Annotated in this window: 13 protein-coding genes; 9 read left to right on the top strand and 4 right to left on the bottom strand. The window is 74.1% G+C overall.

The genetic code is table 11. The features are described 5' to 3' along the window. Positions 1 to 22 precede the first annotated feature (22 nt). The 5 genes from OG392_RS34255 to OG392_RS34235 are packed head-to-tail and all read left to right on the top strand — an operon-like array spanning position 23 to position 5,339. The gene (locus OG392_RS34255; RefSeq protein ID WP_329287631.1) at positions 23 to 1,258 is read left to right on the top strand and encodes a hypothetical protein; all 1,236 of its coding nucleotides are present in this window, start codon (positions 23 to 25) and stop codon (positions 1,256 to 1,258) included. After that, entirely contained in the window at positions 1,255 to 2,202 is a 948-nt protein-coding gene (locus OG392_RS34250; RefSeq protein WP_329285999.1) for a glycosyltransferase family 2 protein, read from the top strand. Before OG392_RS34255 ends, OG392_RS34250 begins: the two co-directional genes overlap by 4 nt. Beyond that, on the top strand, positions 2,199 to 3,437 hold the full coding sequence (locus OG392_RS34245; RefSeq protein ID WP_329285997.1) for a polysaccharide pyruvyl transferase family protein: 1,239 nt from the start codon (positions 2,199 to 2,201) through the stop codon (positions 3,435 to 3,437). The genes OG392_RS34250 and OG392_RS34245 overlap by 4 nt, the downstream gene beginning before the upstream one ends. After that, positions 3,434 to 3,982 carry a dTDP-4-dehydrorhamnose 3,5-epimerase gene (rfbC, locus tag OG392_RS34240; RefSeq protein WP_329285996.1) on the top strand — a complete coding sequence of 183 codons (549 nt, stop codon included), beginning with the start codon at positions 3,434 to 3,436 and terminating at the stop codon, positions 3,980 to 3,982. Before OG392_RS34245 ends, rfbC begins: the two co-directional genes overlap by 4 nt. Positions 3,983 to 4,004: 22 nt before the next feature. After that, a complete protein-coding gene (locus OG392_RS34235) occupies positions 4,005 to 5,339 on the top strand; it encodes a glutamate-1-semialdehyde 2,1-aminomutase (RefSeq protein WP_329285994.1) in 1,335 nt (444 codons plus the stop codon). A gap of 40 nt (positions 5,340 to 5,379) precedes the next feature. Here the strand turns inward: OG392_RS34235 and OG392_RS34230 are convergent, their stop codons facing one another. Continuing rightward, entirely contained in the window at positions 5,380 to 6,000 is a 621-nt protein-coding gene (locus tag OG392_RS34230; RefSeq protein WP_329287628.1) for a phosphatase PAP2 family protein, read from the bottom strand. Between the two features lie 177 nt (positions 6,001 to 6,177). Here OG392_RS34230 and OG392_RS34225 point away from each other — a divergent pair, with 177 nt between their 5' ends. Next, entirely contained in the window at positions 6,178 to 6,726 is a 549-nt protein-coding gene (locus tag OG392_RS34225; protein ID WP_329285993.1) for a GNAT family N-acetyltransferase, read from the top strand. Positions 6,727 to 6,830: 104 nt separating this feature from the next. Here OG392_RS34225 and OG392_RS34220 read toward each other — a convergent pair whose 3' ends face one another. Together OG392_RS34220 and OG392_RS34215 are read right to left on the bottom strand one after the other, a co-directional pair. Next, positions 6,831 to 8,096 carry an MFS transporter gene (locus tag OG392_RS34220; RefSeq protein ID WP_329285991.1) on the bottom strand — a complete coding sequence of 422 codons (1,266 nt, stop codon included), beginning with the start codon at positions 8,094 to 8,096 and terminating at the stop codon, positions 6,831 to 6,833. Further along, positions 8,093 to 9,487, bottom strand: a complete 1,395-nt coding sequence (locus OG392_RS34215; RefSeq protein ID WP_329285989.1) for a GH1 family beta-glucosidase — start codon at positions 9,485 to 9,487, stop codon at positions 8,093 to 8,095. Before OG392_RS34215 ends, OG392_RS34220 begins: the two co-directional genes overlap by 4 nt. A gap of 221 nt (positions 9,488 to 9,708) precedes the next feature. Between OG392_RS34215 and OG392_RS34210 the strand changes: the two genes are divergently transcribed. Genes OG392_RS34210 through OG392_RS34200 form a run of 3 tightly spaced genes read left to right on the top strand, consistent with a single transcriptional unit; the run spans position 9,709 to position 12,865 of the window. Continuing rightward, entirely contained in the window at positions 9,709 to 10,122 is a 414-nt protein-coding gene (locus OG392_RS34210; RefSeq protein ID WP_329285987.1) for a hypothetical protein, read from the top strand. Continuing rightward, a complete protein-coding gene (locus OG392_RS34205) occupies positions 10,119 to 11,981 on the top strand; it encodes a GMC family oxidoreductase (protein ID WP_329285985.1) in 1,863 nt (620 codons plus the stop codon). The genes OG392_RS34210 and OG392_RS34205 overlap by 4 nt, the downstream gene beginning before the upstream one ends. Further along, entirely contained in the window at positions 11,978 to 12,865 is an 888-nt protein-coding gene (locus tag OG392_RS34200) for a hypothetical protein (RefSeq protein ID WP_329285984.1), read from the top strand. The genes OG392_RS34205 and OG392_RS34200 overlap by 4 nt, the downstream gene beginning before the upstream one ends. Before the next feature lie 91 nt (positions 12,866 to 12,956). Here the strand turns inward: OG392_RS34200 and OG392_RS34195 are convergent, their stop codons facing one another. Next, positions 12,957 to 13,838 (bottom strand): endo alpha-1,4 polygalactosaminidase, encoded by an 882-nt coding sequence (locus OG392_RS34195; RefSeq protein ID WP_443055112.1) that lies wholly within the window; start codon positions 13,836 to 13,838, stop codon positions 12,957 to 12,959. Positions 13,839 to 14,016 lie beyond the last annotated feature (178 nt).

The following is a 14,016-nucleotide window of genomic DNA, read 5'->3' as shown; positions in this document are numbered from 1 at the left end:
CCGGCCGGCCGCGCGGCGTGCCATGGCCGGCCGGCTGTCCTGGGGGCTCGCCGACCAGGCGGCGTCGAGCGCGACCAACTTCGTGGTGGGCATCTATGTGGCGCGCTCGCTCGGGCTGGACGCGTTCGGCGTGTTCAGCCTGGCCTGGGTGACCTTCGGCGTGGTGCTCGGCATCTCCCGCGGGCTGGCCACCGACCCGCTCATGGTCCGTTTCAGCGGCGTGCCGGAGGCGTCCTGGCGCGGGGCGGTGGCCCGGTCGTCGGGTACCGCGCTCGGTGTCGGCGTCGTCGTCGGCACGGTGTGCCTGGCCCTCGGGCTCGGGGTCGGCGGCCCCGTGGGCTCCGCGTTCGCCTGCCTCGGTGTGGTGCTGCCGGGGCTGCTCCTCCAGGACGCCTGGCGGTTCTCGTTCTTCGCCGCGGGTGCCGGGCGCAAGGCGTTCGTCAACGACGTCGTGATGGGCGTCGCCCTGGTCCCGGCCATGGTCGTGGCGGCCCGCGTGGGCAGCGTGGCCGCCTTCGTGCTCGCCTGGGGGGCGTCGGCCGCGGTCGCCGCGGGATACGGCTACCTCCAGTCCGGTATCGCGCCCCGGCCGGCCGGGGCGCGCTCGTGGATGCGCGAGCAGCGCGACCTCGGCTACCGGTACCTCGTCGAGAACGTGGGCGTCAGCGGCGCGGGCCAGCTGCGGGCGTACGGGCTCGGCGCGATCGTCGGCGTCAGCGCGGTCGGGGTGGTCCGGGGCGCCGAGCTCCTGCTCGGCCCGTTCCTGGCCGTCCTGATGGGCCTGTCGCTGGTGACCGTCGCGGAGGCGGCACGGGTGCTGCGGCAGGCGCCGCACCGCCTGCGCGTGTTCTGCCTCCTGCTCGGCGGCGGGCAGGCCGTCGCCGCGCTGCTCTGGGGCGCGGCACTGCTGCTCGTGCCGGACCGGCTCGGCGAGCTCGTCCTCGGCGACGTCTGGCAGGCCGCCTCGGAGCTCATCGTGCCGGCCGCGCTCGGCGTCGCGGCCGCGAGCCTGGGCACCGGCGCGGCCGCCGGGCTCCGCGCGCTCGCCGCGGCCCGGCGCAGCCTGCGCTGCCAGCTGATCGCCTCCACCCTCTATGTCGGCGGCGGGCTCGGCGGGGCGGTCGCCGCGGGCACGGTCGGCTCGGCCTGGGGTGTCGCCGCCGCGACCCTCGGCAGCTCGGCCGTGTGGTGGCTGGAGCTGCGCTCCGCCCTGCGCGAGCACCACCAGAACCCCCTTCCCGAAGTGAGGACATCATGACCGCCCCACCCCGGCTCGGCATCGGCCTGCCCGTGTACAACGGCGAGGAGTACCTCGCCGAGGCGCTCGACGCCCTGCTCGGTCAGACCTACGAGGACTTCGAGCTGGTCATCTCCGACAACGCCTCGACCGACGGCACCCAGGACATCTGCCGCACGTACGCGGCGAAGGACGCGCGCATCCGGTACATCCGGCTGCCCCGGAACATCGGCGCCGCACCGAACCACAACTACGTGTTCACCCAGTGCCGCGGCGAACTGTTCAAGTGGGCCTCGCACGACGACCTGTACGCGCGGGACCTGCTGCGGCGCTGCGTGGACGCGCTGGACGAGCGGCCCGACGTGATCCTGGCCCATGCCGACCAGGCCGTCATCGACGGCGAGGGCCGGGTCAAGGTGCCGTACGAGTACACGCTCTCCACCGACTCGCCGCGCGCGCCGGAGCGCTTCCGCAGCATGCTGTTCGAGCCCGGCGGTGACGACTTCTACGGGGTGATGCGGGCCGACGTGCTGCGCCGGGTGAAGCCGCACGACAGCTATCACCACGCGGACCGCACGTTCGTCTCCGAGATCGGCCTGCACGGGCCCTTCCACCAGGTGCCGGAGCTGCTGTACTTCCGCCGGGACCACCCCACCCGCGCCGAGCGGGCCAACCCCTCCAAGCGTTCCCGGTGCGTCAACCTGGACCCGCGCCGGGCCGGTCCGCTGCACCCGACGCCCCGGCTGCTCGCCGAGTACGTCTGGGGCTTCGTCGCGGCGATCCGACGGGCGCCGTTGACCTCCGCCGACCGGCGCGCCTGCTACGGCCACCTGGTCTCCTGGGCCACCAGCCGGGTCCGGCCGGGCGCCGGTGAGCGGGTCGAGGACCGCGCCCCGGTCGACCCGGCGCGGCTCACCGTCTCCCTCGACGCGATCGTGGCCGGCCGGGAAGGCAGGCGGACATGAGGCCTCCGGCGGGGCACCCGGTCCGCGTCGGACTGTTCGGACTGCTCGGCTCGGGCAACCTCGGCAACGACGGGTCGATGGAGGCCGTGCTCGCCTATCTCCGCCGGGACCACGGGGAAGCGGTCGTGGACGCGATGTGCGGCGGTCCCGAGGTCGTACGGCTCCGGCACGGGCTCCCCGCGACACGGCTGCACTGGTACCGCGGGGAGTACCGGACCGCGTCACGGGCGGGCGCGGTCGTGGGCAAGGGGATCGGCAAACTCGTCGACGCCGTCCGCACCGCCGCCTGGGTGCGCCGGCACGACGTGGTGATCGTGCCGGGCATGGGCGTCCTGGAGGCCACGCTGCCGTTGCGGCCGTGGGGCTTCCCGTACGCCCTGCTCCTGCTCTGCGCGTCCGGCAGGCTGTTCGGCACCCGGGTCGCGCTGGTCGGCGTCGGCGCCGCCCCGATCGGCAACCGGGCGACCCGGGCCCTGGTCCGCCGGTCGGCACGGCTCGCCGCGTACCGGTCGTACCGCGACGAGCAGTCCCGCGACGCCCTGCGGGCGATGGGTGTCGACACCGCTCGCGACGAGGTCCACCCGGACCTCGCCTTCGCCCTCCCGACGCCGCCGTCGAGCACCCCGTCGGAGAGGCCCGGCCCGGTGTGCGTCGGCGTCATGGCCTTCCACGGCGGCGACGACGACCGCGCCCGGGCCGAGGAGATCCACCGGCGCTACCTGGACGGGACGACCCGCTTCGTCCGCGCCCTGGCCGAGGACGGCAGGCCGGTCCGGCTGCTCACCGGCGACGACGTCGACCGCGAGGTGGTCGACGCGATCCTCGCCGCGGTGGACTCCCCGCTGGTCACGGCAGCCGAGACCGCCTCGCTCGCCGACCTCATGAAGGAGATGGCGGCCGCCGACACCGTGGTGGCGACCCGGTACCACAACCTGGTCTGCGCGCTGAAGGTCGGCGCGCCGACGCTCGCGCTCAGCTACGCGGCGAAGAGCGACGCGCTCATGGACCGGATGGGCCTCGGCGCGTACTGCCACCCGGCCCGAGAGGTCGACGCCGACCGGCTGCTCGACCGGTTCCGGGAACTGGAGCGGCGGGCGCCGGAGCTGCGGCGGACCCTCGCCGAGCGGAACCTGACCGTCGCCCGGCAGCTCGACGACCAGTTCACCGCACTGACCGCGGCCGTGTTCCCGAGGACCGGCCATGCCCACGCCCACGCCCTGCGGGAGACACCATGAAAGCGATCGCAGTCCCGGAGATCGACGGCGCGTACCTGTTCGAGCCCACCCCGTACGCCGACGAACGCGGCTTCTTCTGCCGCACGTTCGACGCCGATGTGATCCGCTCGGTCGGTCTCGACCCGCACGCCTTCGTCCAGGACAGCGTGTCCCGTTCGGTCCGGGGCGTGCTGCGCGGCATGCACCTGCGCTCCGGCGCCGGCGAGGCCAAGCTGGTGCGGTGCTCGTACGGCAGGATCTTCGACGTCGTCGTGGACCTGCGGACGGACTCGCCGACCTACCGCAACCGGGCTTTCTTCGAGCTGTCCGGCGAGACGCAGACGACCCTGTACATCCCGGCGGGGTGCGCGCACGGCTTCCAGGCGCTGACCGAGACCGCCGACACCTCGTACCGGATCGACCGCCCGCACGATCCGGCCGAGGACGTGACGATCGCGTTCGACGACCCGGAACTCGCCATCCCCTGGCCGCTGCCGCCCGTGTCGATGTCCCCGCGGGACCGGGAGGCGCCGAGCCTCGCCGAGGCCCTCAAGCACAAGCACTGACGCCCTGGAGAGTGAAGTCCGCGTGGACACCGAAGAGACCGAAGAGTTCCGGCTGCCCCGCTCGCGGCAGGCCAACGAGCGGCTGCACGCCCTGATCCCCGGGGGCGCGCACACCTACGCCAAGGGCGACGACCAGTACCCCGAGCACCTGGCCCCGGTCATCAGTCACGGCCGCGGCGCCCATGTGTGGGACGTCGACGGCAATCGCTACATCGAGTACGGCTCCGGGCTCCGGTCGGTCAGTCTCGGGCACGCCCACCCGCGCGTGCTCGAAGCGGTACGGCGGGAGATCGACCGCGGCGGCAACTTCGTCCGGCCGTCCATCCTGGAGGTCGAGACCGCGGAACGGTTCCTGGCCACGGTGCCGACCGCCGAGATGGTCAAGTTCGCGAAGAACGGCTCCGACGTCACCACCGCCGCCGTACGCCTCGCCCGCGCCGTCACCGGGCGCCCGCGGGTGGCCGTCTGCGGCGACCACCCGTTCTTCTCCGTCGACGACTGGTTCATCGGCACCACGCCGATGTCCGCCGGCATCCCGGCGGCGACCACCGAGCTCACCGTGGCGTTCCCCTACGGGGACCTGGCCGCCACGGAGGAGCTGCTCACCCGCCACCGGGACGAGGTGGCCTGCCTCATCCTCGAACCGGCCGGGCACACGGAGCCCCCGCCCGGGTACCTCGCGGGACTGCGCGAGCTGGCCGACCGGCACGGCTGCGTCCTGGTCTTCGACGAGATGATCACCGGTCTGCGCTGGTCCGAGGCGGGGGCGCAGGGCCTGTACGGGGTCGTCCCCGACCTCTCCACGTTCGGCAAGGCGCTGGGCAACGGGTTCGCCGTCTCCGCGCTCGCCGGGCGCCGCGAACTGATGGAGTGGGGCGGGCTGCGCCACTCCGGAGACCGGGTGTTCCTGCTGTCCACCACGCACGGCGCGGAGACGCACGCGCTCGCCGCGGCGACGGCGGTGCAGACCACCTATGTCGAGGAGGGCATCACCGCGCGCCTGCACGCCCTCGGCGAGCGGCTTGCCGCCGGGGTCCGCGAGGCCGCGGCCGCCATGGGCGTCGGCGACCACCTCGTCGTGCGGGGCCGGGCCAGCAACCTGGTGTTCGGAACCCTCGACGAGAACCTGCAGCCGTCGCAGGAGTACCGCACGCTGTTCCTGCGCCGGCTCCTCGCGGGCGGGGTGCTCGCCCCGTCGTTCGTGGTGAGCAGCGCGCTCGACGACGAGGACATCGACCGCACGGTCGACGTGGTGGCCCAGGCGTGCGCGGTGTACCGGAAGGCCCTGGACGCCGCCGACCCCACCCCGTGGCTGGGCGGGCGGCCGGTGAAGCCCGTCTTCCGGCGCGTGGTGTGAGTGGCTCGGCGTGACGTCACCCCGTGGGGGTGACGTCACGTCAGCCGGCCTTCCGCCGAACGGAGTCGGCCACCCGGTCGACCGCCCACGCGGTCGCCGGGATCACCGCCAGCGCGGTGAACCAGCCGCCGAGGGCGTCGGTCGGGTAGTGGGCGCCCAGGACGACCTGGGCCCAGCCCATGGCGACGCCCGCGACCAGTGCCACGAGCAGCACGAGTGCGGTGCCGGCCGTCCTGCCGAGGCCGGTCCGGCCGGTCGCGAGCAGCGTCACGACGAGGACGAGCGCGGTGAGGAAGGCGGTGTGCCCGCTCGGGTACGACAGGTTCTCGTCGCCGTGGATGGTGCGTCCCACGAGATGCTTGAGGAGCCTGGTGGTCACCACGGCGATGCCGACGCCCGCGACGACGAGCACCGCCGCCCGAGGCCGCCGCAGCAGCAGACAGCCCGTGACGACGGCCGCGACCAGGGCCGCCGCGCCCAGGGGTTCCCCCAGGAAGTCCGTGGCCAGGGCGACGTCCCGCGCCCGGGGGCCCACTCCCTCGACCGCGGCCAGGATCCGCGCGTCCACGCTGCCTGGCCGGCCGGCGTCGGTGTACAGGACCCCGAGGGCGACGACCACCAGGGCGGCGACGACCGCCGTGAGCCCGAGTCCTCCCCGCATCCGCGGGGGCAGCACCGCGGGCGCGGGCCGGTCCTCTTCGGCCAGGCGTTCCAATGCGAGCCCCCCGTCGCGTCCGGCCGTCGCGTCCGGGCCGGTCTCCAGCGACCCTATACCGCCGCTGGGGACGGTTTTGGAACGATTCCTGTCCTCCTCCGGGGGCGGGGATACCGTGGGCCCATGATCACCACTCCGTCACGGGTCGCACTGCACCCGCTCACCCTCGCCGACCAGGAAGAGTTCTGCTCGCTCGTGCGCGCCAGCTCCGAGCTGCACGGGCCCTGGATGCAACTGCCCACCACCGCGGAGGAGTTCCGGACCTGGATGGGCCGTTTCGACGACGGCACCAACCGGGGCCTGCTGATCCGGGTCCGGGAGACCGGCGCGGCAGCCGGCATGGTCAACATCAACTCGATCATCCGGGGCCGCTACCAGGGCGCCTCCCTCGGCTACGCGGCCTTCGCCCCGTCCGCGGGGCGCGGCTACATGACCGAGGGGCTCACCGCCGTCCTGGAGTACGCGTTCACCGAGCTGCGGCTCCACCGTCTCGAAGCCAACATCCAGCCGGGGAACACGGCCTCACTCGCCGTGGTCCGGCGACTGGGCTTCCGCCACGAGGGCCTCTCCCCCGCCTACCTCTACATCGACGGGGACTGGCGGGACCACGAACGCTGGGCCATCACCGCACCGACCCCGTGGACGTCCCATCCGTCCCTTCCCGAGGTCTGAGGTCCGGGGGCGGCGGTCCGGGGTCCGCGCCGGACGAGGCGGCCCGGCGGCGGGCCGAGCGGTGCCGTGGGGCCGCCCGCCCGTAGACGACGGCGAGCCGTCGCCTAAGGGACCGAGCGGATACGGCGTACCAGGACCGATCCCGCGAGGGCCAGGGCTCCAGCGAGGGCGTAGAGGGCCGTGTAGCCGCCGAAGCGGGTGACGACCGGGGCGGCGATCACGGGGGCGAGGACCTGCGGCAGCGCGTTGGCGATGTTGATGACGCCCAGGTCCTTGCCGCGGTCCTCCGCCGTCGGCAGCACGTCCGTGAGCAGGGCGAAGTCCACGGCCGTGTACACGCCGAAACCGAGGCCGAGCACCAGGGAGGCGACGACGGCGCCCGTCCAGGTCTGCCAGACGGCGAGCAGCAGGGTGGCCGCGGAGATGACGAGGCCGGACCGGATCACGTACCACTTCCGCCGGCCGCTGCGGTCCGACCGGATGCCACTGATCACCACCGTGGAGAGCAGGGTGAGCGCGTTGAGCGCCGTGAGGACGAGTACGCCGTTGTCCGCGTCACCGTCGTAGCGCACGGCGTCGGTCAGGTAGTAGAGCAGGTACATCGTGCTGATGGAGTACGACAGGTTCATCAGGAACCGGGTGAGCCAGGCCCATCCGAAGTCGGGATGGCGGCGCGGGTCGATCCAGAAGCCGCCGAGGAACGTCCGCCACCGGAAGACCGGCCGGTCGGCCGGGGCGAGCGGGGTGTCGCGCCGCATCACGACGTACGGAACGGCCGCGAGCACGGTGAAGACCGCGCAGGCCAGGTATCCGCCGACCACCCCGCCCGCGACCGTGGCCAGCGCCGTGCCCACCAGGATGCCGACGACCTGGGAGACGCCGAGCCAGCCGCCGACCAGCCCGCGGCGCCGCGGCGGCACCTGGTCGGGGACGGCCGCCGTGAGCGCGGCGAAGGCCGCGTTGAGGGCGAGCTGGACCAGGCACCAGCCCACGATCACGGTCGCGACGCTCTGCGCCGCGGCGAGGACGAGCAGTCCGGCCGCGCCGCCCGCCACTCCGCCGATCACCCAGGGGATCCGCCGGCCCACGGACGCCGTCGTCCGGTCGGAGAGCGCGCCGAAGACCGGGTTGGCGACCATCGACACCGCCGCGCCGACCCCCGTCACCAGGGCGAGGGTGGACGCCTTGTGGTCGGGGGTGAGCTGTTCGGCCTGGCGTGCCAGGAGCAGTTGGAGCGGGCCGAACCAGCCGACCCAGACCCCGAGGTTGGCGAGGGAGAGCGCGCCCACCCATCGCCCGCCGGCCGGGGTGCCGGTCCCGGGGGCCGGCGCGGCGGCGGTTCCGTCCGCCGTCGTCCCCTCGGCGGTCATCTGCCGCTCTTGATCAGGTCGCGGTACCAGGCGAACGACTCCTTGGGCGTGCGCGCCAGCGTCTCGTAGTCGACGTGGACGAGCCCGAAGCGCTGCCGGAACCCCTCCGCCCACTCGAAGTTGTCGAGGATCGACCAGATGAAGTAGCCGCGGACGTCGGTACCCTCGGCCATCGCCTCGTGCAGCGCGCGGACGTGGCCGTCGTGGTACGCGATCCGGCGGGCGTCGTCGATCCGCCCCGTCTCGCGGTCCGGGCCGTCCCCGTAGGAGCAGCCGTTCTCGGTGATGCAGACGGGCGGCAGCCGGTCGCCGTAGCGCTCGCGCATGGTGGCGAGGAGTTCGCGCAGTCCGTCCGGGACCACCGGCCAGCCGAAGTCGGTGAGTTCGCGTCCTTCGATCTGCCGGATGTCGAACGGGAGGTCCGGGGGTATCTCGATGCCGCCGAACGAGGACCCGGCGGTCGGCGCCTCGGTGGACGCGTCGGCGGCCGGCCGCGGGGCGCCGACCAGCATCGGGTTGTAGTAGTTGATCCCGTACCAGTCGAGGGGCTCCGAGATCGTCCTGAGGTCGTCCGCGACGGGTCCGGGCAGGAGCGAGGCAAGGCCGGCCGGGTAGGCGCCGGTCAGGAGGGGGTCGGCGAAGAGGCGGTTCGTGAGCGTGTCGTACAGCTCGGCGGCCGCCCGGTCGTCGTCGGTGTCGCCGGCGGTCCAGACGGGGCTGTGGGAGACGGCGACGCCGATCTCGCGGGCGCCCGCCGCGCGCAGGGCCTGTACGCCGAGTCCATGGGCCAGGAGCTGGTGGTGGGCGGCGGGCAGGGCGTCGAAGACCAGACGTCTGCCGGGGGCGTGCTCGCCGAGGCCGTAGCCGAGGAGGGTGACCTCGGCGGGTTCGTTGATGGTGATCCACCGGGGTACGCGGTCGGCGAGCCGGTCGGCGACCACCGAGGCGTACGCCGCGAAACGCTCGGCGGTGTCCCGGACGAGCCAGCCGCCCTCCTTCTCCAGGGCGAGCGGGGTGTCCCAGTGGAAGAGCGTGGGCACCGGGGCGATCCCCGAGGCGCAGAGTTCGTCGACGAGCCGGTCGTAGAAGTCCAGTCCCTTGTCGTTGACGCGGCCGTGCCCCTCGGGCAGGACGCGGGACCAGGAGACCGAGAACCGGTAGGCGCCGACGCCGAGTTCGGCCATCAGGGCGACGTCCTCGCGGTAGCGCCGGTAGTGGTCGGTGGCCACGTCCGCGCGGGAGCCGTCCTTGACGCGGCCCTCTTCGACGGTGAAGGCGTCCCAGCTGGAGGGGCCGCGTCCGTCGGCCGTGAGCGAGCCTTCGATCTGGAAGGCGGAGGCGGAGACTCCCCAGAGGAAACCGGCCGGGAACTCGGGTAGGGGCGCTGTCATGAGGACTCGCTTCGATCGGCGGCGTGCGGATGGCTCACGGCACTTTCGGGTCCCCGGACCCGCCCTGTCAATGGAAAGTGAACAACTCTCATGTTTACCGGTGCGGTACGCCGGCCGGCGTCCAGGGCGCGGGCGACGGGGAACCGAGCGCCCAGGGTCGCGATCAAGCCCTTCCCGGGGCGCGGCGCATGGCTCGGGAGACGATGGGCACCCATGCCCGCGTGCCCCTCACAGACGAGTCACAGCGCTTCACCTCCCTGTCGGCACGGCTGACCGGTTTCGACGGAGCGGAGCTGGACGCCACCGGGATGGCCGAGGCGTACCGTGCGGTCGCCGCGGAGCAGCTCGGCGCGCGGCGGTACGCGCGGTTGCTGCGCGAACTGCCGGAGGAACCCGACGACGCCGGGGACCCGGAGCTGCGGAGTGCGGCGGAGGCGGTCACCCACCTCTGGTACACGGGCAGTTGGCCGGGACCACCGCCCTTCCTGGTCTCCCCGCGCGCCTACGCCGAGGGCCTGGTGTGGAAGGCGGCCGGGCTCCGGGCCCCCGCCACGGAGCCTGGTGGATACGGGAGTTGGGCCGAGGCTCCCGGCCGCCACGAAGGCCTCGGCACGATCGAGGGGAGCGGGCCGTGACGCGCTACGACGTGATCGTGGTCGGTGCCGGGGTCGCGGGCTCGCTCGTCGCCCACCGGCTCGGACGGTACGGGCGCCGGGTGCTGGTCCTGGAGGCGGGCGCAGCGGATCCTGGAGGCGGGTCCGCCCGCGATCCCCTCACCACGTATCTCGCGGCCTCCGGCATGGTTCCCGGTTCGCCCCTCGGGCCCCGTACGGAAGCGCCCTCGCCCGGGGTGACGGACCTCGTCGGCGCCGACGGGACCCCCGGCTACCGGACGGCCGGGCACCTCCCGCAGGACGGCCCGCTGCCCTACGCCAGCGGTTACGTCCGCGCCAACGGCGGCACCGGCAACGTCTGGACCGGACTCGCGCCGCGCATGCTCCCGGAGGACTTCGACACCGAGGCCTTCGGGTACGGGCGGCGGTGGCCGCTCGGCTACGCGGACCTGGAGCCCGACTACCGGGCGGCCGAGGAGGAGCTGGGGGTGGCCGGCGACGCCGACGAGCAGCGCGAGCAGCTCGGGCTGCCGCTCCCCGACGGCTATGTCTTCCCCATGCGGCCGCTGCCGGCCGCCCGTCTGGACCGCGTCCTCGCCGCCCGCCTCGACGGGCGGCGCGTGCGGGATCCGGTGGCCCGGCGCGAGGTCGAGCTGCGGGTGGTCGGCACCCCACACGCGCGCAACGGCGTCCCGGACCCCCGGTACGACGCCGGTCGCGGGTACGTCCCGCGCGGCCGCCACGGACGGCCGGACCCGGAGAGCCGCTGCGTGGGCAGTGCGAGCTGCATCCCGCACTGCCCCTCGTACGCGAAGTACACACCCCTCAAGACCCAGGGCCGCTGGAGCGACGGCGTCACCCTCCGGGACCGGTCCGTGGTGAGCCGCGTCCTCGTCGACGGGGGCGGGCGGGCCACGGGCGTCGAGTACCACGCGGCGGACGGGAGGGTCTCCGTCGCGCACGCCGATGTCGTGGTGCTCGCCGCGCACGCGGTGGAGAACGCCCGGCTGCTGCTCCTCTCCGGGCTCGCCGAACGCAGCGGCCAGCTCGGCCGGAACCTGATGGACCATCCCGTCCTGCTGACCTGGGGCCTGCTGCCCGAGGACGCCGGGCCGTACCGGGGTCCCGGCTCGGTCTCCGGCTTCGAGGGCTTCCGGGCGGGCCCGGCGCGCCGGCTCCGGGCGCCGTTCCGTGTGGAGTTCGGGACCTGGGGCTGGGTCTGGGCCAAGGGGCCCGTCGACACCGACGTGCGGCACTTCCTCCACGGACGCGGCCTCTTCGGGGCCGACCTGAGGAAGGCGGTCGGCGACCGGATCCGCCGTCAGTTCACCCTCCAGTTCGAGATGGAGCAGAGCGCCGACCCCGCGAACCGGGTCACGCTCCACCCGTCCGAGCGTGATCCGCTGGGACTGCCCCGCCCGCTCGTCACCTACGACCTCGACGCGCACGTGAAGGCGGGGATGGCGGCGGCCGGGGCGGTGTCGGACCAGCTCTTCGAGCTCCTGGGAGCCGAGGAGCACACCGACTACACCCCGGCGGCGGCCTGGCCCGGCCGCTTCGAGCACGACGGCCGCGTGTACGGCTATCGCGGGGCGGGCCACGCCGCCGGCACCCACGTCATGGGCGACTCCCCCGCCACCTCGGTGGTCGACTCCTGGCAGGCCTGCTGGGACCACCCCGGCCTGTACGCGGTCGGCTGCGGCAGCATGCCCTCGGTGGCCACCTCCAACCCGACGCTGACCATGGCCGCGCTCGCCCTGCGCAGCGCGGAGCGCGTCGAGGCGGACCTGGCGTCCCGCGACCGCCCGGTGTCCCTCGCCACGCCCCCGACCTCCCGCACCGACAGTGAGACCTCACCGATCCGAGGAGTCCCGGAATGACCGCACCGTCGAACCCGCCGTCCCCGCTGCCCCTGCCGCCGGTGTCCGAGCCCTTCCGGCTCCCCTTCCACTACGGGGCGTTGCACCAGATCGGCGTGGACTGGCTGGTCGCGCCCGGGCCGGTACGGGAGCTGCTCGCGAAGCACCACCCGGATCTGACCGCGGCCTCGTTCGAGGACGGGCGCGCCCTCGTCTCGGTCGACTACCAGCTGTACTTCGCGCAGTACGCGTTCGGTGGCGGCGTCACCCAGGAGATCGAGTTCAACGTGGTCGCCTTCCCGAGCGGCACGGAGGGGCGGCTGCCGCGGCTGAGCTACGCCCAGTACGCGCAGGGCTGGGACCAGACGAAGCTGCTCGGCATCGCGCGCGTCCATGTCGTCTGCGACAACCCGTTCGCGATCAGGGCCGGACGCGAGCTCTACGCCGAACCGAAGTACCCGGGCCGGTTCGAGGTCGACCTGCCGTCGCTCAACGGGCCCGCGGGCGAGACCTGGAGCGTACGGTGCGCGGCGGCGGCGATCGGCGCGGACGGCACCCTGGAGCAGGACCTGGGTCCGCTGGTCGGCCTCACGGCGGAACTCGACGGACTCGTCCCCGCCGTCGCCAACTCCGCCCCGGTCACCGGCTACGGCACCGATCTGGAGGGACGCCTGCTCGCCGGCCCGATGAACGTCTATCAGCCGTACCGCTGGTACGACCTGGCCGCGCCCGCGCACGCGGGGCGCGCCCGGCTGGCGGTGCACGCCCCGGAGAGCGACCTCGGGCGCGACGTCCTGGCCCTCGTCGGCGACGCGACGGCGGCGGCCGGTGCCTGGTCGTACCAGTCCCCTCCCGTGGCCGCGCACAACCGTCCGTACTACGTACCGACCGCGCTTCGCCCCTGACCGGTCGGGGGCGGCTCGCGGCGGTGCCCCGGCCGCCCCCGTCGGGAGGTCGCGCGGAGCCGTCCGTCGGGAGGTCGCGCGGAGCCGTCCGTCAGCAGGTCGCGCGGACGTACCCGGCCTTCCCCGCGGGGCGGACGTCCGTGTCGCGCAGGACGACCGAGAGCCTGCCGCCCCAGCGCGCGCAGGCGCGGGCCAGGCCCGTCCGCTCGTACTCGATGACGAGCACCCGGTCGTCGAAGGCGGTCGCGTAGGGGCCGCACTCGTCGTACTGGCCGCACTCCTCGGCGACCGCGAAGTCGAAGCCGAGCCTCCGGCCCCGCTGTGCGAGATCGGGGGCGTTCTTCTGCCCGATCGCGAGTCCGGCGGCGTGGGCGCGGGCGACGAGCAGCCCGGCGAAGGCGAGGTCGTGTTCGGGGGTGAGGAGGCCCCGGGACCGTTCGTACGAGTCGAGGTTGTCCGCCTCGACGGCCTGGTAGCCCGCGTCGGCGCAGCCGCCGATCCACTCGCCGACGATCTCGGCGAGGCGCTCCCGCTTGGCCGGTGTGGAGACGTCGAAGAGGGCCTCGTCCCAGTCCTCGTCGACGACCGGTTCTCCCCCGGCGTCGCGCAGGAGGAGGTCGGGGTGGTGCTCCTCCCACCAGTCGGTGGCGTCCGGCTGGGCCTGGAAGGCGTTGACGTAGCAGATGTTGTACAGCCCCTTCGCCGGCTCCGCCGTACGGTCGCGCGAGACGGCGCGCACCCCGGGCGGCGGGGCGTAGGGTCCGCCGATCTGGTAGTCGAATCCGACGTGGGGCTCGGGCGGGACGACCGGCCGGGCGGCGGCGGGCGGCCGGGAGGTGGGCGCGGAGTCGCCGTCCCCCTGGTCACCGGACGAGGTGCATGCGGCCGCCCCGGCGGCGAGGAGGCAGGCCAGGGCCGACAGCCGGCGGCGGCGCCGGCGCACGCTGCGGAGGGGACGGGGTTCGCGGGCGATCACGGTGCGGGGCTCCTGGTCGTCGATTCCTCGGGGCGGCGCTCGGCCGCCCAAGGACCTACGGTACGGGCGCCTTCCGGTCGGTCCGTCGCGGCTTGCCGGACGCCGCGTGAACGGTGCGAGACCGTCCGCACGTCGCGGCGACCGTTCGGACCTCGGCGGCCTGACCGCCCGAGGA

It is taken from the genome of Streptomyces sp. NBC_00691 (assembly GCF_036226665.1).
Classification (GTDB): Bacteria; Actinomycetota; Actinomycetes; order Streptomycetales; family Streptomycetaceae; genus Streptomyces.
The sequence above is the reverse complement of the archived record's forward strand: the minus strand, read 5'-3'. Positions and strand labels throughout refer to the sequence as shown.

Bases quoted from the DNA above. Each gene is read 5' to 3' on its own strand.
- OG392_RS34255 (WP_329287631.1), top strand. From the start codon at position 23: ATGGCCGGCCGGCTGTCCTGGGGGCTCGCCGACCAGGCGGCGTCGAGC.
- OG392_RS34250 (WP_329285999.1), top strand. From the start codon at position 1,255: ATGACCGCCCCACCCCGGCTCGGCATCGGCCTGCCCGTGTACAACGGC.
- OG392_RS34245 (WP_329285997.1), top strand. From the start codon at position 2,199: ATGAGGCCTCCGGCGGGGCACCCGGTCCGCGTCGGACTGTTCGGACTG.
- rfbC (WP_329285996.1), top strand. From the start codon at position 3,434: ATGAAAGCGATCGCAGTCCCGGAGATCGACGGCGCGTACCTGTTCGAG.
- OG392_RS34230 (WP_329287628.1), bottom strand. From the start codon at position 6,000: ATGCGGGGAGGACTCGGGCTCACGGCGGTCGTCGCCGCCCTGGTGGTC.
- OG392_RS34225 (WP_329285993.1), top strand. From the start codon at position 6,178: ATGATCACCACTCCGTCACGGGTCGCACTGCACCCGCTCACCCTCGCC.
- OG392_RS34220 (WP_329285991.1), bottom strand. From the start codon at position 8,096: ATGACCGCCGAGGGGACGACGGCGGACGGAACCGCCGCCGCGCCGGCC.
- OG392_RS34215 (WP_329285989.1), bottom strand. From the start codon at position 9,487: ATGACAGCGCCCCTACCCGAGTTCCCGGCCGGTTTCCTCTGGGGAGTC.
- OG392_RS34200 (WP_329285984.1), top strand. From the start codon at position 11,978: ATGACCGCACCGTCGAACCCGCCGTCCCCGCTGCCCCTGCCGCCGGTG.